The sequence below is a fragment of the Nonomuraea corallina genome (assembly GCF_027620315.1).
In the GTDB taxonomy this organism is placed as follows: Bacteria; Actinomycetota; Actinomycetes; order Streptosporangiales; family Streptosporangiaceae; genus Nonomuraea; species Nonomuraea corallina.
This window is the reverse complement of record NZ_JAPNNL010000071.1, coordinates 12,286-32,879: the sequence shown is the minus strand read 5'-3', so window position 1 is coordinate 32,879 and position 20,594 is coordinate 12,286. Positions and strand designations below refer to the sequence as shown.

Sequence of the window (20,594 nt, the reverse complement as noted above, 5' to 3'; positions counted from 1 at the left end):
AGGACCTGCGGCGGCCGGAGGACCTGCGGCGGCCGGAGGACCTGCGGCGGCCGGAGGACCTGCGGCGGAAGGCGAGGCCGCGCCGGCTGGGGATGCCGCACAGGCGGGAGGTGTCGCACCGGAGAGCGGCTCCGCGCGGGAAGGCTCCGCGCCGGGGGGCTCTGTGCGGGAAGGCTCGGCGCCGGAGGGCTCGGCGCCGGAGGGCTCCGCGCCGGGAGGCTCTGTGCGGGAAGGCTCCGCGCCGGAAAGTTCCGGAGCGGGTTCTGGAGCGGGCTCCGGACGCCGGGTGCCCGAGGCGGCAGCGGGTCGCCGGCCGCGCAGGGCCGTGACGAACGTGCGCGCCATCCGGCCGCCCGGCGCGCTCCCAGCCGACAACCCGCCGAGCGCTGGCGCCGAGAGCCCCACGACCCCAACGGCTCCCGAAGCCGCCGGGAGTCGGGCGGACGACACGGGCTCCGCAGCCGGCGACGTGCCGGCGGAGGACTCCGATCGCGCGCCTTACGAGGCCGCAGGCGAGACGTCGGCGGTGGACGAAGGTCAGGATTCATCCACAGGCGAGGGAGCAGGACCGGAGTTTTCCACAGGCCGTGAGGAATCACGGCCGGAGCATGGCTCGGGGGAGCAGACTTCAAGCGCGAGACCGCGAAGGCGCCGGATGGCAGATCCTCGTTCCATCCGCCCGCCCGGTCGGCTCGGTCATGAAGAGCCAAGGGAGCCCGAGGAGGAGTAGTGACCGAGGCGGTGCCCTCCTATTTGTCACCCACCGGACAAGAGATCGTCTTCTTGCTCCTGGGAGCGGTGGCGATCGGTTCGGCGCTGCTCGTCGTCACCACGAAACAGCTCGTCCACGCGGCCCTGTGGCTGGTCGTCGCGTTCGGTGCGCTCGCGGGCTGCTACCTGGTGCTCACGGCCGAGTTCGTGGCGTGGGTGCAGGTGCTCATCTACGTGGGCGCCGTGATCGTCCTGCTGCTGTTCGGGATCATGCTGACCCGGGCGCCGGTCGGCCGCTCCGACGACCTCGACAGCGGCAACCGCGTGGCGGCGGCCGTGGTGGCGGTGGCGACCGCGGGCGTCCTGGTGACGGTGGTGATCGACGGCTTCCGCACCGCCTACGCGCCGCTGACGCCGGGCGCCGGCGCCGCCCGCGAGCTGGGGGCGAGCATCTTCAGCACGTGGGTGCTCCCGTTCGAGGCGCTGTCCGTGCTGCTGCTGGCCGCCCTGATCGGCGCCATCGTCCTCTCCCGCACCGACATCCGCGGCGGCCCCCCGAGCCCGGCGAACCCCGCGGACGGTTCTGATGGGGAGCCGGGTGCGGGTGGTCTTGCGGACGGGCCCGATGCCGACCCATCCCGTACGGGGGCGTCCAAGGAGTCGCCGACCGATCAGACCGGGGGTCATTAGTGCACATCGTCTACCCGGCGCTGGTTGCCGCCCTCCTGTTCTCCATCGGCGTCTACGGTGTGCTCGCCCGCCGTAACACGATCCTCGTGCTGATGTCGGTCGAGCTGATGCTCAACGCCGTCAACCTCAACCTCGTCGCCTTCGACGTGTGGCTGGGCGACCGGCTCCACAGCGGCCAGGTGCTGACCCTGTTCGTCATCGTGATCGCCGCGGCCGAGGTGGGAGTCGGCCTGGCGATCATCCTGGCTCTCTACCGCAACCGCAAGACGGTCGACATCGACCACCTGCGCGACCTGGCGGAGCCCGCGGACGATCCCTCGCCCGAGGACGATCCGGGCGCGCGGTCCGCTTCGGGAGCCCGCATGCCCGCCACTGCGGTGCCGGCCCTGATCGGAGCGCCCACCGGCGGCCCGCCACCCCGCAGCCGGTCTGAGGAAGTCGGCGGGGCGGGGGGCGGCGGCCGGAGTGGTGAGGAGGGTCGGGCCGTCGAGGACGGACCGTCCGCTGAAGGTCTGAGCGGGGAAGAAGGCCGGCCCGGTGAGGACCCCGGTCACCTGGGGCGAGGAGGCGCGTCGTGACGATGGTGCCGTTGCCGGCCGTGCTCCTGCCGTTCGCCGCCGCCGCGGCGGGGCTGCTGCTGTCGCGATGGCCGCACGGGCGCCCGTCGGCGGGCGCGAACCGGCGGGCGGCCTGGATCGCGGTGATCCCGACGGCGGGCGCCGCCGTGTTCGCCGTCTGGCTGGCGTGGGGCCAGGGCTTCGCCTACCTCGAAGGCGGGCCGCGCTCGGAGCCCGTGGGCGCCACGTACGGCGCCATCGTCACCGGCAGCGTGCCGATCTCGCTCACGCTGCAGGCCGACGACCTCTCCGCGCTGCTCGGCGTGCTGGTCACGCTCGTGGCGCTGGCCGTCCAGGTCTACTCGATCGGCTATCTCGCGGACGACCCCCGTTACCCGTCCTACAGCGCCTTCGTCAGCCTGTTCACCGCGGCCATGCTGCTCGTGGTCTACGCGGGTGATCTCCTGGTGCTCTACGTGGGCTGGGAGATCATGGGTCTCTGCTCCTACCTGCTCGTCGGCCACTGGTGGGAGGACCTGGGCAACTCCCGCGCCGCCGTCAAGGCGTTCCTGGTGACCCGGCTGGGCGACGTCGGCTTCCTGTTCGGGATCTTCGTGCTGGGCGTCGGGGCCGGGAGCTTCCGCATCGCCGATGTGCTCGCCGCCGTGCCGCAGATGTCCTCGGGCACGCTCGTGACCGCCACCTTGCTGCTGCTCGCCGGCGTCGCGGGCAAGAGCGCGCAGGTGCCGCTGCACACCTGGCTGCCCGACGCGATGGCGGGCCCGACGCCGATCAGCGCCCTGATCCACGCCGCGACCATGGTCGCCGCCGGCATCTTCCTCGTGGCCAGGCTGTTCCCGGTCTTCACCGCCGCCGGACCCACGATGGACGTGCTCGCGGTCATGGCCGCGCTCGGCATGCTCGGCGCGGCTCTGGCGGCGCTCGCCCAGGACGACCTGAAACGCGTCCTGGCCTACTCCACGATCAGCCAGCTCGCCTACATGGCGGGCGGCCTCGCCGCCGGGTCCGACACGGCCGCGATCTTCCACCTGATCACGCATGGTGCGTTCAAGGCGCTGCTGTTCCTCTGTGCCGGGCTGGTGATCCACCACGTCGGCTCCAACCTGATGAGCCGGATGGGCGGGCTCCGGCGCGAGCTGCCCGTGACGTTCGCGGCCACCACGGTCGGCTTCGCCGCGCTGATGGGTCTGCCTCCTGCCAGCGGCTTCTTCAGCAAGGACGCGCTGCTCGCGGCCATGGAAGGCGCCCTGACCGGCCGTCTCACGGACGCCGCCGCCCTGCTCCTGTACGGGTGCGCGCTCGCGACCGTCGCGGTGACCGGCGCGTACGCCACCAGGGCCTGGCTGCGTACCTTCTTCGGCCGGGCGCGTACGGTCGCGCTGCCCGAGCCGGAGCCCGGCACCGCGCACGTCATCGACGTCCGCGAGGGCCCTCGCACCATGCTGGTGCCGGTCGTGCTGCTCGCGGTCCCGGCCCTGCTGCTCGGGTTCGCCGCCGAGCCGCACCTCGACCTCCCGATCGCGGTCATCAGCGTGGCACTGGCACTGCTCGGCGCCGCCGTCGTGTACGTCGCCTGGCGGGCCGACCCGCTGGCGGACCCGGCCCGGCTCCTGGGGGTGCTGCGCGTGCCGTGCGAGCGGGCGTTCTACGTCGACGGCCTCTACGCCGCGGTCGTGGTGCGGCCGGTGCTGGCACTGGCCGGGGGCGTATCGCGGGCCGACGACGAGGTGATCGACGGCGCCGTGCGCGGCTCCGGCCGCACGGCGCGCGGGCTGTCCGGGATGTTGCGGCTCGTCCAGAACGGCAACGTCCAGCTCTACGTGAGCGGGCTGCTGGCCGGCGTCCTTCTGATCGCGCTGGGGGCGGTGGTGTTCGCATGACGCGGTCTTCCCGTGACGGCGAGGGCGGTGGTGTTCGCATGACGCACGGTCTTTCCGCGACGGCGAGGGTGGTGGCGCCGGCATGAGCGGCTGGCTCACCGTCGCGATGGTCGCGGTGCCGCTGCTGGGGGCGCTGCCGCTCCTGGTCGCGGACGACGCGCTGCGTCCGGTGCTGCGCGGGTACGGGATGGCGGTGTCCGGGGTGACGCTGGCCCTGGCCGCCGTGATGGTGGCGTCGTTCGACCACGGGCAGCCGGCCCGGCCGCAGTTCACCGTGGACCTGGCGTGGACCCCGGGGCTGGATCTCCGTTTCCAGCTGGGCGTGGACGGGATCTCGCTGCCCCTGGTCGCGCTGACGGCCCTGCTGGTGTTCCTCTGCTTCGCGTACCTCGGCTGGGGCGGCGGGACCGCGCCAGGGCAGCTGCTGCATCCCGGGCCGGGAGGGGTGCGGCCGAGGGCGCTGGTGTTCACGCTGCTCGTGCTCGAAGTGGGCATGATCGGCACGTTCCTCGCCCTCGACCTGCTGCTGTTCTTCGTGTTCTTCGAGATTGTGCTCATACCGATGTACTTCCTGATCGCCATCTGGGGAGGGGAGGGGCGCAGGGCGGCGGCGGTCAAGTTCATCCTCTACACGCTGCTCGGGTCGGTGGTGATGCTGCTCGGTCTGCTGCTCATCTGGGCGCAGACCGGCACGCTCGACATCGTGGAGCTGGCCGGGAGCCACGGCGCGGGCATGAGCAGGGCGGTGCAGGTGGTGGCGTTCGTGGCGGTGGGCCTCGGGCTGGCCGTCAAGACGCCGATGTGGCCGCTGCACACCTGGCTGCCCGACGCCCACACCCAGGCGCCCACGGTCGGCTCGGTCCTGCTGGCCGGGGTGCTGCTGAAGATGGGCACCTACGGCTTCGCCAGGATCGCGATCCCGATCCTGCCCGAGGGGGCGGCGGCCGTCGCGCCGTGGCTGGGGGCGTTCGCCGTGGTCGGCATCGTCTACGGCGCTCTGGCGTGCCTCGCGCAGCGCGACCTGAAACGGATGATCGCCTATTCGTCGGTCGGTCACATGGGCTTCGTGCTGCTGGGCTTCGCCACCCTCTCGACGGCGGGCGTCAACGGCGCCCTGTTCGCGAACGTCGCCCACGGGTTGATCACCGGCCTGCTGTTCTTCCTGGCCGGGGCGATCAAGGACCGCTACCACACGGCCGACATCCCCTCGCTGGGCGGCGGCCTGATGGCCAGGCTCCCGCGTCTGGGGGCGATCCTCACGTTCGCCGCCATCGCCTCGCTGGGGCTGCCCGGCCTGGCGGGGTTCTGGGGGGAGATGCTGGCGCTGTTCGGCGCCTTCGAGCCGGCGGCGGCGCTGCCGCGCGGGCTGTTCCTGGTGTTCATGGTCATCGGCGGTCTGGGGGCGGTGCTGACGGCCGCGTACTTCCTGGTCATGCTCTCCCGTGTCACCCACGGCAGCCCCACGGCCGTTACCCCGGGCGCGCCGTCCGGAGGTCCGGCCGCGTCCGCCGGAACGGCTTCCACCGCCGGTGGCCCGGACGTGCTCGCCGGGGTGGCGTCGCGCGCGGCGGGCGAGAGCGTCACCGGCCGGTTGAGCGCCACCCTTCCTGAACCGCCGGACGAGCAACCGGTTCATCCTCTCCCGAACTCGGAAACGCCCCCGGGCGAGCGTTCACCGCACGAGACGCCGCCGTACGAGACGCCGCCGAGGGCTGGGGCGGCTCACCGGGCGGAGCTGCCTGATGTCCAGCGGCATGAGCTCGTCGCCTGGGTGCCGCTGATCGTGCTGATCCTGCTGTTCGGGCTCTGGCCGCAGCTGTTGCTCGCCCTCACCACGCCGGCTGTGCAGACCCTGCTGGGAGCCCTGTCATGATCCAGCAGATCGACTATTTCGCCATCGCCGCGCCGTTGACGCTCGCCCTGGTCGCCGGGCTGGTGCTGCTGCTCGACGCCTTCCTGCCCGCTGGGCCCAGGGTCACGGCCGGGCTGGGGGTCGCCACGCTGGCGGGAGTTCTGGCGGCGCTGGCGTTCGTGACCGCGCAGGCCTTCTCGGGCCGGACCATGTCGACGTTCTGCGTGCCCGCGCGGCTCGGCGCTCAGCCGGGGCTCTGCTCGTTCGTGGTCGACCGGTTCACGCTGGTGCTCACGGGGCTGGTGCTGCTGGCGGCCGTGGTGATCGTGCTGATGTCGATGACCGAGCTGGCCGGCGGCGGCATCCCGGTCGGGGAGTGGTACTTCCTGCTGCTGTGCACGCTGGTCGGCGCGGTGACCCTGCCCGCCGCCCGCGACCTGATCATGCTCGTGGTGGCGCTGGAGCTGGTCTCGCTGCCGGTGTTCGCGCTCACCGCGCTCAAGCGGTACGACGGCCGCGCCTCGGAGGCCGCGGTCAAGCTCTTCCTCGTGTCGGTGGTGTCGACGGCCGTCATGCTGTTCGGGGTGTCCCTGCTGTACGGGGTCGGCGGCACGGTGTTCCTGTCGAGGCTCGCGGCGGTGCTCGGCGGGGAGGCGCAGGCTCCCGGGTGGCCGGAGGGCTCGTCGTCGCTCGTGGCGGCGGAGCACGGGCTGCCGGGGGTGGTGACGGTCGGGATCGTGCTCGTCCTGGCCGGCTTCGCCTTCAAGATCGCCGCGGTGCCGTTCCACTCCTGGGCGGCGGACGTCTACCAGGGCGCGCCCGTCCCGGTGGCGGCGCTGCTGTCGGTGATCTCCAAGGCGGCCGGGTTCGCCGGGCTCATCCTCGTCCTCGTCGTCGCCCTTCCCGGGCAGTCGGCGACGTGGGCCCCGGTCGTGGCCGTCGTCGCGGCGCTCACCATGACGGCAGGCAACCTGCTGGCGCTGCGGCAGCGTTCCGCCGTGCGCCTGCTGGCCTGGTCGTCGGTGGCCCAGTCGGGTTACATCCTGGCGCCGCTGGTCGTGGCCATCCAGACTTCCGGCCGCGAGGCGGGGGCGGGCGCCGCCGGGGCGTCCGTGGCCTACCTGGTGATCTACGCCGCGATGAACCTGGGCGCGTTCGCGGTGGTCATGCTCGTCTCCCGGGTCGCCCCGCGCAACGTGCTCGACGACTACCGGGGCCTGGCGCTCCGCCGGCCGGCGGCAGGGCTGTCGCTGGCGTTCTGCCTGATCTGCCTGGCCGGGTTGCCGCCGGGGCTGGCGGGGCTGTTCGCCAAGGTGGTGGTCTTCCGCGAGATCGTCGAGGGCGGGGCGGCCTGGCTGGCGCTGGTCATGGCGGTCAACACGGTGGTCGGGCTCTGCTACTACGTGGGCTGGACGGCCCGGCTCTTCACCCCCGAGCCGGGCGCCGCACCCGCCGCACCCGCCGTGTCGCGGCGGCATCCGGCGGCATGGGCGGCGACAGGGCTGGCGGTGGCGGCGGCGGTGCTGTTCTCCTTGGCGCCCCAGCTCGTGCTCGACATGACGCTCCTGTCGGGCTGACCCCGGCCGACCACGCACGCAAGGACGCCGGTCGTTCCGCAGGTGGCGGGCTGGTGGCTTCGGTCGCGCCGCCGCCCGTCCGCGTGCCGTCACTCCGTCCCAGGGGCGCGCACCTCGGGGAACGCTGAGGCAGGTCATCGTCGTTGTACTGGTGCACCCGGGAACACGAAGGGGGGAACCTTGCACCACAACGGTCTGCGCACCGCGCTCCTGCTCGGCGGATTGTCCGCGTCGATCATCGCCGTGGGCTGGTGGTGGGGTGGCGGCATCGGTCTGCAGATCGCGTTCGTGCTGGCTCTCGCGACGAACGGCTTCGCCTACTTCTTCTCTGACCGCATCGCGCTGTCGGCGATGCGGGCCCGGCCGGTCAGCGAGGTCGAGCAGCCCGTGCTCTACCGGATCGTGCGTGAGCTCTCCACCGAGGCCCGCCAGCCGATGCCCCGCCTGTACGTCTCGCCCACGGTCCAGCCGAACGCGTTCGCCACCGGCCGCAGCCCTCGCCAGGCCGCGGTGTGCGTCACCTACGGGCTGACCCAGCTCCTCGACGAGCGTGAGCTGCGCGGCGTCATCGGTCACGAGTTGTCCCACGTGTACAACCGCGACATCCTCGTCTCCTCGGTGGCCGGAGCGCTCGCCACGATGATCACCTGGATCAGTTACGTGGCGGTGTTCTTCGGCGGGTCCGACGACGACGAGGGCCCCGGCTTCCTGGGCGCGCTGCTCATGATGCTGCTCGGCCCGGTGGCCGCCGGGATGGTCCAGATGGCGATCTCCCGTACCCGCGAATACCAGGCGGACGAGTCGGGGGCCAGGCTGACGGGTGATCCGCTGGCGCTCGCCTCCGCCCTCCGCAAGATCGAGATGGGGGCGCGGCGGCTGCCGCTCCCGGAGAACAGCCGGCTGACCTCCGCCTCCCACATGATGATCGCCAATCCGTTCAGCGGGGCGGGCCTGGGCCGGCTGTTCTCCACCCACCCGCCCACCTCGGAGCGCGTGGCCAGACTGGAGCGAATGGCCGGTTACCGGCGCTGACCCGGGCGGGGATGCGCGACAATCGGCCCATGGCGCGATCCTTACGCTTGACCGAGGCCGAGCGAAAGGTGTGGAACGCCTTCCCGACCGGGGAGATGGTGTCGTTCGCCGACACCGAACCGCAGGCCACCCGCACGGCCGGGGTCAACGCGCCGCAGGACGGTCACACCTGGGGTCCCGAGCGCACCGTGCGGGCCGAGGTGATCACGAAGCTGTTGCTCGGCGCCCGTCAGGCGGGCGCCGGCGCGGTCCCCGCGGTGCGGGTCCGCGGCGCGCGGATCACCGGCTCGCTGCAGATCTTCGGCGGTACGGTCGAGCACGAGCTGGTGCTCACCGGCTGCCATCTGGAGGGCCCGGTCCGGTTCACCGACTCGCGGACGCGGACCGTACGGCTGACCAACTGCAGGCTGCCCTCGTTCGGCGGGGTGGGCATGCGGGTGGAGGGGCAGCTGAGCCTGTCCGGCTCGCACGTCACGGGGCCGGTGTGGGTGATGCGCGCCCAGTTCGGCAGCGGGCTGTGGCTCGGCGGCACCAAGGTGGAGCACGCGCACGACGAGGAGCCGGCGGTGCGGTGCGACGCCGTGGTGGTCGACTCGGTGACCTTCCTCGGCAACGCCGACATCACCGGGATGGTGCGGCTGGCCGGGGCCCGGCTCAACGGCGGCGTCTCCCTGATCGGCACGAAGATCCGCAACCCGGGCAGGATCGCGCTCGACGCCGACGGCATGGTCGTGGAGGACACGATGCGCTGCACCGGCGACTTCCTGGCGCTGGGCTGTGTGCGCATGCGCGGGGCCCGGGTGAACGGCCTGCTCGCGATCAGGGGCGTCATCCGCAGCCCCGACACCCCGTACGCGCTGCACGCCAGCCACATGGAGGTTCGCGAGCTCTACCTCAAACCGGACGAGCCGATCGACGGCGTGGTGACGCTCGCCCACTCGACGGTCGGCACCTTGCAGGACTCCCCGGACACCTGGCCGGAGAGGCTGCGCCTGAACGGCCTGACGTACGAGCGGCTGCGCGGCAGCGGCGTCGCCCGGCGGATCGACTGGGTGGGCCGCGACCCGGAGGGGTTCCGGCCGCAGCCGTACGAGCAGCTCGTGGCGTGGTACCGCCGTGACGGCAACGAGGCGCTGGCCCGCCGCGCCCAGCTCGCCAAGCTGCGCAACCGGCGCAGGACCGAGGGGCTGGGAGGGCGGCTGTGGGGGCGGCTGCTGGACGTCACGGTCGGGTACGGCTATCGGCCCTGGCTGGCCGCGGTGTGGTTCGGGGTCCTGCTGCTGATCGGCACGGTGGCGTTCGGGCTGAACCCGCCCCGACCGCTCAAACCGGACGAGGCGCCGGGCTTCGAGCCGTTCGCCTACACCTTCGACCTGCTGCTGCCCTGGTCGACGTTCGGCCAGCGGGACATGTTCGACCCGGCCGGATGGACGCAGGTCCTCGCGTACGGGCTGGTCGTGTCGGGGTGGATCCTGGCCACGGCGCTGATCACGGGCGCGGCCCGGGTGCTGCGCCCGGCGTGAGGCGCGCCCGGGCGTTACGCCGGCCCGGTCCCCTCGTTGATCGCGCGCAGGATCGCCGCCAGGTCCGGCGGGAAGACGGTCTCGTCGGTCGTCTCCAGCTCCTCGGCGCTCCACCAGCGGTGGCCGATCGTGGTGTCCTTCTCGATCTGCTCCATGTGCTCGAACGAGATCCGCGCCGGCCCGACCCGTACGGCGAAGAACGTCTGGTCCTGGACGATCGTGTACTGCGCCCAGGCGAACTCGATCGTGCTGGTCCGGTGCGGCCCGGTGAGCGCCTCGGGCGGCACCCGGATGCCGGCCTCCTCGAAAAGTTCGCGCACGGCGGCCTCCTGGAGGGTCTCCTCGCCCTCCAGCGCCCCGCCGATGGTGAACCAGAACCGCCGCTCGGGCCGTGCCGGGTCGAACCCGTTGAGCAGCAGGACACGCCCCTGGTCGTCGATGGGCAGCGCACGCGCCGTGAACCGGCGCAGGGGGATCATCGTCACGTCTGTCAACCCTATGTCCCGTCCTTCCCATGACGGCGGCATGAACCCTGGATGACGTCCCGGCCTGCGGCAATGCCTTGGTCAAGGGTTCACGCGCGTCGTCATACGCTTTCCGGCTCTGGTCACGGTCCGTTTCCTCTTTGTTCACTTTGGACCGCTTCTATCGAGGTGCAGCGAGTACGAATCTCTACGGAGAAGGACGCACACCGTGACCAGTGGACAGCGCCGCCTCAGCGCGGCGGCGACGGCCGCCATCCTCGTGGCCCTTTCCGCCGCATGTGGCGGCACCAACACCACTCAGCCCGCCGGCGAGAGCGCCACGAGCAGCGGCCAGAGCGCCGGCGGTCAACTGGCCGGCCAGGTCAAGGCGGACGGTTCCAGCACGGTGGCGCCGCTGACGAGCGCCGCGGCCGAGTTCTTCGCCGAGGAGCAGCCCAAGGTCAACGTGACCGTCGGCACCTCCGGCACCGGCGGCGGCTTCGAGAAGTTCTGCAACGGCGAGACCGACATCTCCAACGGCTCCCGTCCGATCAAGGACGAGGAGAAGGCCGCCTGCGACGCCAAGGGCGTCAAGTTCGCCGAGCTCACCGTCGCCACGGACGCCCTGACCGTCGTGGTGAACAAGGAGAACACCTGGGCCACCTGCCTCACCACCGACCACCTCAAGAAGATGTGGGAGCCCGCCGCGGAAGGCAAGATCGCGAGCTGGAGGCAGGTCGACGCCAAGTTCCCCGACGAGCCGCTGAAGCTGTTCGGCCCGGGCACCGACTCCGGCACCTTCGACTACTTCACCGACGAGATCAACGGTGCGGAGGGCGCCAGCCGCAAGGACTACAACCCGAGCGAGGACGACAACATCACCGTCCAGGGCGTCACCGGCACCAAGGGCGGGCTCGGCTACTTCGGCTTCACCTACTTCGAGGAGAACGCCGACAAGCTCAAGGCCGTCCAGATCGACTCCGGCGACGGCTGCGTGGCGCCGAGCGTGGAGACCGCGCAGAACGGCACCTACACCCCGCTGTCGCGGTCGCTGTTCCTCTACCCGTCGCTCGAGTCGGTCAAGCGCCCCGAGGTCGCCGCCTTCCTCGACTTCTACGTGGCCAACATCGGCAGGATCGCGACCGACGCCCAGTACATCCCGCTCAACACCGAGCAGGAGACGAAGCTCAAGGCCGATTTCGACGCTCTGAAGCAGGGCTAGATGGCGATGCGAGACTCCGCGACCGCCTCAGGGACGCCCTCGTCCCTGGCGCGGTCGCGCCCGCGTCACGGCGAGGCGATCATCAAGGCGGTCCTGCTGCTGGCCGCGCTGGTCTCCGTCGCGACCACGATCGGGATCGTGGTGTCGCTGGTGGAGCCGACCATCGGGTTCTTCGCGCAGATCAGCGTGGTGGAGTTCTTCACCTCCACCGAGTGGGGGCCGCTGTTCGAGCCGCCTTCGTACGGGGTGCTGCCCCTGGTGAGCGCGACGCTCATCACGACGGGGATCGCGGTGCTGGTGGCCGTGCCGCTGGGCCTGGCCGCCGCCGTCTACCTGTCGGAGTACGCCGACCCGCGCGTCAGGAAGTTCTGCAAGCCCGCGCTGGAGGTGCTGGCCGGCATCCCGACCGTGGTCTTCGGCTTCTTCGCGCTGAGCTTCGTCACCCCGCTGCTGCGGGGCATCCTGCCGTTCGAAATCGAGATCTTCAACGCGCTGAGCGCCGGGCTCGTCGTCGGGTTCATGATCATCCCGATCGTCGCCTCGCTCTCCGAGGACGCCATGTCCGCCGTCCCGGCCGGGCTGCGCGAGGGCTCGTACGCGCTGGGCGCCTCCAAGATGGTCACCTCGCTCCGCGTGGTGCTGCCGGCGGCCTTCTCCGGCATCGTGGCGGCCGTCATCCTCGCGATCTCGCGCGGCGCGGGCGAGACGATGATCGTCTACATGGCCGGTGGCGGGCAGCCCAACTTCACGCTCGACATCGGCAAGGCGATGCAGACCATGGCGGCGTTCATCGCCCAGGCCGGGTCGGGCGACGTCCCGGTCGGCACCGTCGACTACAACACCATCTTCGCGGTCGGCTCGCTGCTGTTCGTGATGACGCTGGTGATGAACTTCGTCAGCGCCCGCCTGGTGCGCAAGTTCCGTGAGGTGTACGAGTAATGGCCGTCCTGTCCACCCCGCGATCGGCCGTGCAACTGGCCGGCAAGGGGCAACCGCTCCGGGAGCACGTGTTCAGGATCGCCCTGATCTCCAGCCTGGCGATCGCGTTCGTCTTCCTGGCCGCCCTGCTCACGTACGTGCTCGTCGAGGGCTGGCCGCGGCTCGACTCCCGGCTGTGGGAGAACATGCCGTCGATCCGCAACCCCGAGATCGCCGGCGCGCAGTCCGCCATCACCGGCACGCTCTGGGTCATCTCGCTGACGGCGGTCCTCACCCTCCCGACGGGCGTCGCGGCCGCGATCTACCTGGAGGAGTACGCGGACAAGACCCGCTGGTGGAACCGGGTCATCGAGGTGAACATCCAGAACCTGGCCTCCGTCCCCTCGATCGTCTACGGCATCCTGGGGCTGGGCATCATCGCCCGCTCGTTCGGGCTCGGGTTCAGCGTCATCACGGCGGCGATCACCCTCGGCCTGCTCGTGCTGCCCGTGGTGATCATCGCTTCCCGTGAGTCGATCCGCGCGGTGCCGCCGTCCATCCGCGAAGGCTCGCTCGCCCTGGGGGCGACGCAGTGGCAGACCATCTCCCGCCAGGTCCTGCCCGCCGCGATCCCCGGCATCGCGACCGGCTCCATCCTGGCCCTGTCGCGGGCCATCGGCGAGGCGGCCCCGCTGCTCATGCTGGGCGCGGTCTCCTTCATCCGGTTCAACCCGGACGGCGTCATGGCCAGCTACACCGTCCTGCCGATCCAGATCTTCAACTGGATCTCCCAGTCGCGTGAGGGTTTCCACTACCTGGCCGCCGCGGCGATCGTGGTCCTGCTCGCGATCCTGCTGCTGATGAACTCCGCCGCCATCTGGCTCCGTAACCGCTACCAGAAGCGCTGGTGAGAACGAGAATGAGCGAGACAGAGACCACCATCATGAAGAACATCCAGGTCAGTGCCAACGGAGCCCCCCGTACGATCGAGTCGCTCGACCCGGTGTTCACCGTGTCGGGCCTGAGCGTCTTCTACGGCGCGTACGAGGCCGTGCGCGGCGTCGACCTGACCATCGGCAACCGCGAGATCACCGCCATGATCGGCCCGTCCGGCTGCGGCAAGAGCACCGTCCTGCGCTGCTTCAACCGGATGAACGACCTCATCCCCGGCGCCCGCGCCGTCGGCCAGATCCTCTACCACGACGAGGACCTCTACGGCGACCACGTCGACCCGATCGAGGTACGGCGGCGCATCGGCATGGTCTTCCAGAAGCCGAACCCGTTCCCCAAGTCCATCTACGACAACATCGCCTACGGCCCCCGGGTCAACGGCATGAAGGGCAAGGTGGACGACCTCGTCGAGGAGGCGCTCACCCGGGCGGCCCTGTGGGACGAGGTCAAGGACAAGCTGAAGCAGAACGCGCTGTCCCTCTCCGGCGGCCAGCAGCAGCGGCTCTGCATCGCGCGGGCCATCGCGGTCAAGCCCGAGGTGATCCTGATGGACGAGCCCTGCTCCGCGCTCGACCCGATCGCCACCACCAAGATCGAGGACCTGATGCAGGAGCTGGCCCGCGACTACACGATCGTCATCGTCACGCACAACATGCAGCAGGCCGCCCGGGTCTCCCACCGCACCGCGTTCTTCACCGCGGAGGTGGACGAGAAGGGCGAGCGGCACGGCCGCCTGGTGGAGTACGACGAGACCAGCCGCATCTTCACCAACCCGAGCGACAAGCGCACCGAGGACTACATCACCGGCCGCTTCGGCTGACCCGGCTGCGGGAGAGCCGGCTACGGCCCGCTCTCCCCCGCCCGTCCGCGCCGGCCGGTGCCCTCGATGATCACGTCGATCACGTCCCGCCGGCTGATCTGCTTGTGTGCGAAGTGCCCGGCCGTCACCAGCTCGGCGAGGCCGTGCGCGGTGGCCATCAGGGCCATCATCGCGGCCTTGTTGACGGGCTCATGGTCGGCGACGTCGAGGCTGAGCGCGCTCATCACGTCGTCGAGGGCCTGCTCCATCTCCGGATGGTCGCCGGCGGAGAACGTCGAGGCGAAGACGAGCCGGTATTCCTCGCGGTGGTCGGCCGCGTACTCGACATAGCTGTCGTAGAAGGCCCGCAGCCGCTCCTGATGGCCGGTGTGCGCGAGGACGGCGGCGGCGACGTGGGTGCTCAGGTCGGTGATGACGCGGGCGGCGAGGGCGGCGAGCAGGGCGGTCTTGTCGGCGAAGTGCCGGTACGGGGCCATCCGGGACAGGCCGGCCAGTTCGCCGACCGCGCGCAACGTCACGGCGTCGAGACCCTCGTCGCGCAGCAGGCTCAGGGCACTCTCGATCAGCCGGTTCCTGGTGTCGTCCACCATGGCCCCCACTCTCTCACGACCTCCGGTGTTGACAATGTCAGCATCCGTGCTGACACTGTCAACATCCGATGGTTGACGTCGTCAGCAGGAGCGAACATGAAAATCACGGTGAACGGCGAGTCCATCGAGGTGGACGCCGGCCCCGACGACGTGGTGGTGGACGTCCTGCGCGACGACCTCGGGCTCACCGGGGCCAAGGCGGTCTGCCGCACCGGGGTCTGCGGCGCGTGCACGGTGACGGTGGACGGCACCCCGCAGGTGAGCTGCCTGCTGCCGGCCACGGCCGTGGAAGGACGCGCGATCGTCACCGCCGAAGGACTCGACCACCCGGTGCAGCGGGCGTTCGCCGCCCACGACGGCCTGCAGTGCGGCTACTGCACCCCGGGCTTCGTGGTGGAGGCCGCCGCGTTCGTCGACGCCTGGCGCGCGGAGCACGGCGACGTCACGCCGCCGCGCGAGCGGATCGCCGCCGCCATGGCCGGCCACCTGTGCCGCTGCGGCGCGTACGCGGGGATCCACGCCGCGATCGAGGCCGCCTGCCGGGGCGAGCACGACGCCGGCCCCGTCACCCCCGTCCGGGTCGAGGCCGTCGAGAAGGTCACCGGCCGCGCCCGCTACACCACCGACATCCGGCACGACGGCCGGCGCGAAGGCGTCATCATCCGCTCGACCAGGGCGCACGCCCGGATCACGTCGATCGACACCGGCGACGCGACCATGGTCGACCTGCTGCCGCCCGACAGGACCGTCCGCTACGCCGGCCAGCCGATCGCCGCCGTCGCCGCGCCGACGCGCCGGGAGGCGCTGGCCGTCGCCGGAGCCGCCAGGATCGGCTACGACCCGCTCCCCGCCGCGCTCGACGACGCGCCCGACGCCCCGCCGGTCTACGACGAGCGGAGCAGGAAGAACGCCCCGTCCTCCGGCGAAGGACTCACCCTGCCCGGCGCCTGGAACGGCAACGTGCGCGGGCCGTTCACCCGGGCGAGCCGCCGCGCCGGCACCGCGGCCGCACGCATCGACCAGGCCCGGCGGCGGGACGACCCCCTCCTGGTGACCGGTACGTACACCACCGCCGTGCAGGTCCACACGCCGCTGGAGCCGCACGCCTGCGTGGCCCGCTGGGACGAACGGGGAGACCTCCACCTGCACCTGTCCACCCAGGCGGTGGCCGACGTCGCCGAGAAGGCGGCAAAGCGCTGGAAACTGGACCCCGGCCGGGTGCACGTCGTCGCCGAGCACGTCGGCGGCGGCTTCGGCGCCAAGGCGGGGCTCACCGTGGAGACGGTCGCCGCCGTCGAGCTCGCCCGCGCCTGCGGAGCCCCGGTGCGCGTCGTGCTCAGCCGCGCCGAGGAACTCACCGACGCCGGCAACCGGCCGGGAACCAGGACCGACATCGCCCTGCTCGCCGACGCGAAAGGCGACCTGTCGGCCCTCGCGGTGGACACGCACGGCCGCGGCGGCGTGTCCGTCAGCTCCGCCGTCGCCCTGCTCGCCCGGCTCGTGTACGGCACCGCGCCCCGGCGGCTGCGCGACTTCGACGTCGTCACCAACGAGCCGCCGGGCACGCCGTTCCGCGGCCCCGGCGCCCCGCCCCTGCTCTGGGCCCTGGAACAGGCCGTCGACGAGATGGCCCACCGCCTGGAGGAGGACCCGATCGCGCTGCGCCGCCGCTGGGACGGCAACCCCAAGCGGCACGCCCTCTACGAGCGGGCCGCGACGCTGCCCCTCTGGCTGGACAGGCCCCGCACCGGCGCCCCCACCGGCCGCTTCCGCCGCGGCGTCGGCGTGGCCGCCGCCAACTGGATCTACGGGGTCAGCCCCAGCACCGAGGTGGAGCTGGAGATGGAAGGCGACGTGGTGGTCGCCCGCACCGCCACGCAGGACATCGGCACCGGCATCCGCAGCGTCATCGCCGGCGTCCTGCGCGACGAACTCGGCCTGCCGCCCGACCGGATCCGCGTCGAGATCGGCACCTCCGACACCGTCCCAGGACCGGCCTCCCTCGGCAGCCGCACCACCACCTCGGTGGCGCCCGCCGTACGGGACGCCGCCCGCCGGCTGCGCGCCCAGGGGATGACGCCCGGCGCCAAGGTCGTCGGCAGGCGGCGGCGCGACCGCGGCGGCTACGTGACCCCCTTCGCGATGCAGGGCATGGCGGTCGGCCGCGGCTTCAGCGGCGCCGTCCACGTCACCGAGGTCGAGGTCGACACCCGCCTCGGCACCATCAGGCCGCTGCGCGTCTGGGGCGGCATCGCCGCCGGCCGCATCTACGCCGAACGCCCCGCCCGCAACCAGTGCGAAGGCGGCATCATCCAGGGCATCGGCTACGCCCTGTACGAGGAACGCCACGTCGACCCCGTCACCGGCACCGTACTGACCGCGAACCTGGAGGACTACCGCATCCCCGGCATAGGCGACACCCCGGAGATGACCATCCACTTCCACCAGGACGGCTGGGACCACGTCAACGGCCGCGGCGTCGGCCTGGGCGAGGTCTCCACGATCGGCGTGGCCGCCTCCGTCGCCAACGCCGTGCACAACGCCACCGGCTGGCGCCCCCGCGACCTGCCCATCCGCCCCGACCGGCTGCTCGAAGGGATCGACACGTGACCCTCCTGGACAACCTCCCGCCCGGCGAGCTCCGCGCCGGCGGCACCGACCTCATGAGCCGCCCCGGCACCGGACCGTACGTGGACCTCGTAGGGCTGCCCGACCTGTCAGGCGTGACCTGGCAGCCGGACGGCTCCGCCCGCATCGGCGCGCTGACCACGATCGCCGAGCTCGCCCGCGACGAACGGCTCCACGCCGCCTACCCCGCGCTGACCCTGACGGCGGGAGCGCTGGCCACCCCCCAGATCCGCGCCGTCGCCACCATCGGCGGCAACCTGCTCCAGCGCAACCGCTGCTGGTACTTCCGCAACCCCGCCTTCTCCTGCCACCAGAACGGCGGCGACTCCTGCCCGGCCCGCGCCGGCCTCAACCTCTACTCGGCGGTGATCGACACCAGTCCGTGCCTGGCCCCGCACCCGTCCTCCATGGCGATGGCACTGCTGGCCTACGACGCCGAGGTGGAGGTGCACGGCAGGCCCGCGTTCCCGGTGGGCGAGCTGTACGGCTCCGACCCCACCCGTGACCATCTGCTCGACCCCGGGGAGATCCTCCTCGCGGTCCACCTGCCGCCGCCCGCGGCCGGTGAACGGGCCGCGTACTACCGCGCCACCAGCCGGTCCGAGGCCGAGTGGCCGCTGGTGGAGGCCGTGGCACGGGTGACGCCGGACGGCGCGACGGCCGTCAGCGTCGGAGGCGTCGCCCGCGTCCCGCTGCGGCTGCCGGAGGTGGAACAGGCCCTCGCCGCGGGGGAGTCCATGGAGGTGGCGGCCGGGCGGGCCGCTACCCGGTGCGCGCCGACGGCCGCGAACGGCTACAAGGTCACGCTGCTGACGGCCACGGTGCTGGAGGTGCTGGAACAGGCCACGGCACCGTCCTGACGCGACCCGGACCAGGGGCGGCAACGGGAGCCGGCGGGCGCAGCGGTTGATCATCTCAGCGGAATCTCGCTAGGGTTGGGCCTTTCCCTCCGCTTCGCCCCCCAGGAGCGCCGTGCGTCGCCACCGTTTCGGCCGCCTCGCGGCGTCGGCCGCCGTCCTGTACCTCGCCGCCCTGGCCGTGGTGGCCGTGGTCGACAGGGAACTCCTCTGGCAGATCGTCACGCGGGGCGACGCGCTCGGCGGCGCCCCCATGGTCTGGTGGAGCACGCTCGTGGTGGCGCCGGTCGCGGCGGTGCAGGCTTGGGCGTACTGGCAGGTGCTGCGCGGGCCCGAGCGCGACGCCGGGCCCGTCGGGGACAGGCGGATCCGACTGCTGCGGACCCTGCTGTACGTGAGCGCCGCCACCTCCATGATCCCCCTCACCTTCATCTTCATGCGGGCAGGCTCGGGGGTATGGTGGCTGACCCTCCCCGGGGCCGTCATGCAGCCGGTCATCATCTGGCTCTTCTTCCGCGTGCTGGAAGGAGTCGTCCCCACCTGGTGGCGGCTCCTCGTCCTGGTGCCGGGGCTGGCCGCCTCGCTGCCCGGCCTCGCCCTCACCCCCACCTACGCCCTCGACCTCGTCCTTCCCGCCTGGGCCTACACCATCATGTCGTGGGGGAGCGTCGCCTGGATGGCGTGGATGGCGCCGCTCCTGGCGGCCCAGGCGAGGGATCCCCGCTGGAGCCGGGCCACCGTGCGCATCGGCGTGCTCGCGCTGCTGGTGTCGCTCATACAGCCCACATCGGTCATCGACATCTACAGCGGCGTCTCGTACAAGCTGATGGTGTTCTCCCTGCTCAGCGCGGTCAGCGTGTTCGGCATGGTGTGGGAGGCGCGCACCGCTCACGAGCTGGCGGGCACCAGGGCGGCCCCGGCGGCGCGGCGACCCGTCAGGATGCCGGCCAGGGCGTGGCCGCTTCCCGCGCTGGCGATCGCACTCCCTCTGGTCCCGGCGGCCGTCAACCTCGCGGGCGGCATGCCGTTCTGGATCGGCCCGCGCGGTGAGGTGCAGCGGGTCGTCATCGACATGGCCAGTTACGAGGCGGCGCTGGCCTGGGTCGCGCTGGACGTCCTCGTCGGGGTGGGAGCTCCCGCGCTGCTCGTCCTCGCGGCGGTACTGCGCCGGACACTCCGCCTCGTCCGCGCCACGATCCTCACCCTGGTCCTGCTCGCCGCGGCCGGCGTGATCAGCGCGTTCACGGTCACCACCTGGGAGGGTTTCCCGGACGACCTGCCGCTCTACCCCGACGGCCTCTTTGTTACCGGCCCACAGGGCGAGCTTTCCTTCGGCATCTCACCGCTCTGGTACAGCGCCGCCCTCCTCGCCTCCGCCTTCCTCCTGCTGTCCCTGTACGGCGCCGCGCCCGCCCTGCGCATGCGCCGGCACGTCCTGGTGGCCGGCATCGCCGTGACCGTCGTCCTCGGCTTCCTCCCGAGCGCCGACCAGGCCCGCGGCCCCGTCACCACCGCCGCGGACTGCGCGCCCCCCGAACTCTGGACGGAGGAAGAGCCGCGCGTCCTGACGCCCGAGGAGGCGTACGTGTGCCGCATCCGCGAGGGCAGCACACCACTGAAATTCTCTGACACCACGCCCGACCAGGTCATCCTCGCGCAAGGGCGCCGGCTGTGCGGCGTCTACACCCGCAACGACCCCCGGGAACTGGCCGGGCAACGGCTGGACCGCGGCGCGCTGGCGTGGGTGCTGGGGGACATCTGCCCCAGCGCCGCCGCCACCCTCAAGACCGCGCAGGACGCCCAAGACCGGGAGTACGCGGCCTGGAAGGCGGACGCGCAGCGCATGTGCGACTCCACCCCGCGCCACCGCCCCCTGATCAAACCCGCCGAACGCACCGTGATCAGAAAACCCCAGTGGACCGACCACGGCGTCCTGGAGGCGATCGAGCACCTGGAGGACTACGACCCCTCCTCGCTGGAACTGCTCGACAGGGCCCAGGACAACGGCCTGACCGCCGCCCGCCCCGGCCACCTGATCGTCCTGGTGCACTCCGACCTCGACCTGTGCGTCACAATCGAGACCTACACCCGCCGCCCGCCGGTGGAGACCAAGGGCTGGGACCACGTCGTGGAGGTCGGCTACGCCAGCCCCACCGGCACCATCGAACTACGGGACAACCTGGGCGAAGCCGTACTCCCCGACCTGGCGCTCAAAGGCCGCAAAGGGCACTACCGGATCCGCGTCCACTACGACCAGTTCCCCTGGAAGTGATTCAACTCCCACGGTCAGCGCATGCTGAT

15 protein-coding genes and 1 pseudogene are annotated in these 20,594 nt (G+C 71.8%); 14 read left to right on the top strand and 2 right to left on the bottom strand.

Features of this window, described 5'->3' with window-relative positions:
- Positions 1-729 precede the first annotated feature (729 nt).
- The 7 genes and pseudogenes from OUY22_RS18840 to OUY22_RS18810 all read left to right on the top strand — a co-directional run bounded on the left by OUY22_RS18840 (position 730) and on the right by OUY22_RS18810 (position 9,843).
- Positions 730-1,401, top strand: coding sequence for an NADH-quinone oxidoreductase subunit J family protein (locus tag OUY22_RS18840; protein ID WP_270156326.1), 672 nt, complete (start codon positions 730-732; stop codon positions 1,399-1,401).
- Positions 1,401-1,682 (top strand): annotated as a pseudogene (gene nuoK / locus OUY22_RS36935) (NADH-quinone oxidoreductase subunit NuoK); the annotation flags it as partial. The gene OUY22_RS18840 and the pseudogene nuoK, both read left to right, overlap by 1 nt.
- A gap of 299 nt (positions 1,683-1,981) precedes the next feature.
- Complete coding sequence (locus OUY22_RS18830) at positions 1,982-3,859, top strand: NADH-quinone oxidoreductase subunit 5 family protein (RefSeq protein WP_270156331.1); 1,878 nt, start codon at positions 1,982-1,984, stop codon at positions 3,857-3,859.
- 82 nt (positions 3,860-3,941) lie between these two features.
- On the top strand, positions 3,942-5,732 hold the full coding sequence (locus OUY22_RS18825; RefSeq protein ID WP_270156324.1) for a complex I subunit 4 family protein: 1,791 nt from the start codon (positions 3,942-3,944) through the stop codon (positions 5,730-5,732).
- Positions 5,729-7,288, top strand: coding sequence for an NADH-quinone oxidoreductase subunit N (locus OUY22_RS18820; protein ID WP_270156323.1), 1,560 nt, complete (start codon positions 5,729-5,731; stop codon positions 7,286-7,288). The genes OUY22_RS18825 and OUY22_RS18820 overlap by 4 nt, the downstream gene beginning before the upstream one ends.
- A gap of 180 nt (positions 7,289-7,468) precedes the next feature.
- Entirely contained in the window at positions 7,469-8,320 is an 852-nt protein-coding gene (gene htpX, locus OUY22_RS18815) for a zinc metalloprotease HtpX (protein ID WP_270156322.1), read from the top strand.
- 29 nt (positions 8,321-8,349) lie between these two features.
- Positions 8,350-9,843 carry a hypothetical protein gene (locus tag OUY22_RS18810; RefSeq protein ID WP_270156321.1) on the top strand — a complete coding sequence of 498 codons (1,494 nt, stop codon included), beginning with the start codon at positions 8,350-8,352 and terminating at the stop codon, positions 9,841-9,843.
- A gap of 14 nt (positions 9,844-9,857) precedes the next feature.
- Here OUY22_RS18810 and OUY22_RS18805 read toward each other — a convergent pair whose 3' ends face one another.
- Positions 9,858-10,322 (bottom strand): NUDIX hydrolase, encoded by a 465-nt coding sequence (locus OUY22_RS18805; RefSeq protein ID WP_270156330.1) that lies wholly within the window; start codon positions 10,320-10,322, stop codon positions 9,858-9,860.
- Positions 10,323-10,536: 214 nt separating this feature from the next.
- Between OUY22_RS18805 and OUY22_RS18800 the strand changes: the two genes are divergently transcribed.
- The 4 genes from OUY22_RS18800 to pstB are packed head-to-tail and all read left to right on the top strand — an operon-like array spanning position 10,537 to position 14,218.
- On the top strand, positions 10,537-11,529 hold the full coding sequence (locus OUY22_RS18800) for a PstS family phosphate ABC transporter substrate-binding protein (RefSeq protein ID WP_270156320.1): 993 nt from the start codon (positions 10,537-10,539) through the stop codon (positions 11,527-11,529).
- Positions 11,530-12,468 (top strand): phosphate ABC transporter permease subunit PstC, encoded by a 939-nt coding sequence (pstC, locus tag OUY22_RS18795; protein WP_270156319.1) that lies wholly within the window; start codon positions 11,530-11,532, stop codon positions 12,466-12,468. It begins immediately after the preceding gene.
- The gene (gene pstA, locus OUY22_RS18790; protein ID WP_270156318.1) at positions 12,468-13,358 is read left to right on the top strand and encodes a phosphate ABC transporter permease PstA; all 891 of its coding nucleotides are present in this window, start codon (positions 12,468-12,470) and stop codon (positions 13,356-13,358) included. The genes pstC and pstA overlap by 1 nt, the downstream gene beginning before the upstream one ends.
- 32 nt (positions 13,359-13,390) lie before the next feature.
- Positions 13,391-14,218 (top strand): phosphate ABC transporter ATP-binding protein PstB, encoded by an 828-nt coding sequence (gene pstB, locus OUY22_RS18785; RefSeq protein WP_270156329.1) that lies wholly within the window; start codon positions 13,391-13,393, stop codon positions 14,216-14,218.
- A 20-nt stretch (positions 14,219-14,238) separates the two neighbouring features.
- Here pstB and OUY22_RS18780 read toward each other — a convergent pair whose 3' ends face one another.
- On the bottom strand, positions 14,239-14,808 hold the full coding sequence (locus tag OUY22_RS18780) for a TetR/AcrR family transcriptional regulator (RefSeq protein WP_270156317.1): 570 nt from the start codon (positions 14,806-14,808) through the stop codon (positions 14,239-14,241).
- Positions 14,809-14,904: 96 nt separating this feature from the next.
- Here OUY22_RS18780 and OUY22_RS18775 point away from each other — a divergent pair, with 96 nt between their 5' ends.
- The 3 genes from OUY22_RS18775 to OUY22_RS18765 all read left to right on the top strand — a co-directional run bounded on the left by OUY22_RS18775 (position 14,905) and on the right by OUY22_RS18765 (position 20,565).
- Positions 14,905-17,418, top strand: coding sequence for a molybdopterin-dependent oxidoreductase (locus OUY22_RS18775; RefSeq protein WP_270156316.1), 2,514 nt, complete (start codon positions 14,905-14,907; stop codon positions 17,416-17,418).
- Entirely contained in the window at positions 17,415-18,296 is an 882-nt protein-coding gene (locus tag OUY22_RS18770; protein ID WP_408638178.1) for an FAD binding domain-containing protein, read from the top strand. The genes OUY22_RS18775 and OUY22_RS18770 overlap by 4 nt, the downstream gene beginning before the upstream one ends.
- 112 nt (positions 18,297-18,408) lie before the next feature.
- A complete protein-coding gene (locus tag OUY22_RS18765) occupies positions 18,409-20,565 on the top strand; it encodes a hypothetical protein (RefSeq protein WP_270156314.1) in 2,157 nt (718 codons plus the stop codon).
- Positions 20,566-20,594: the final 29 nt, after the last annotated feature.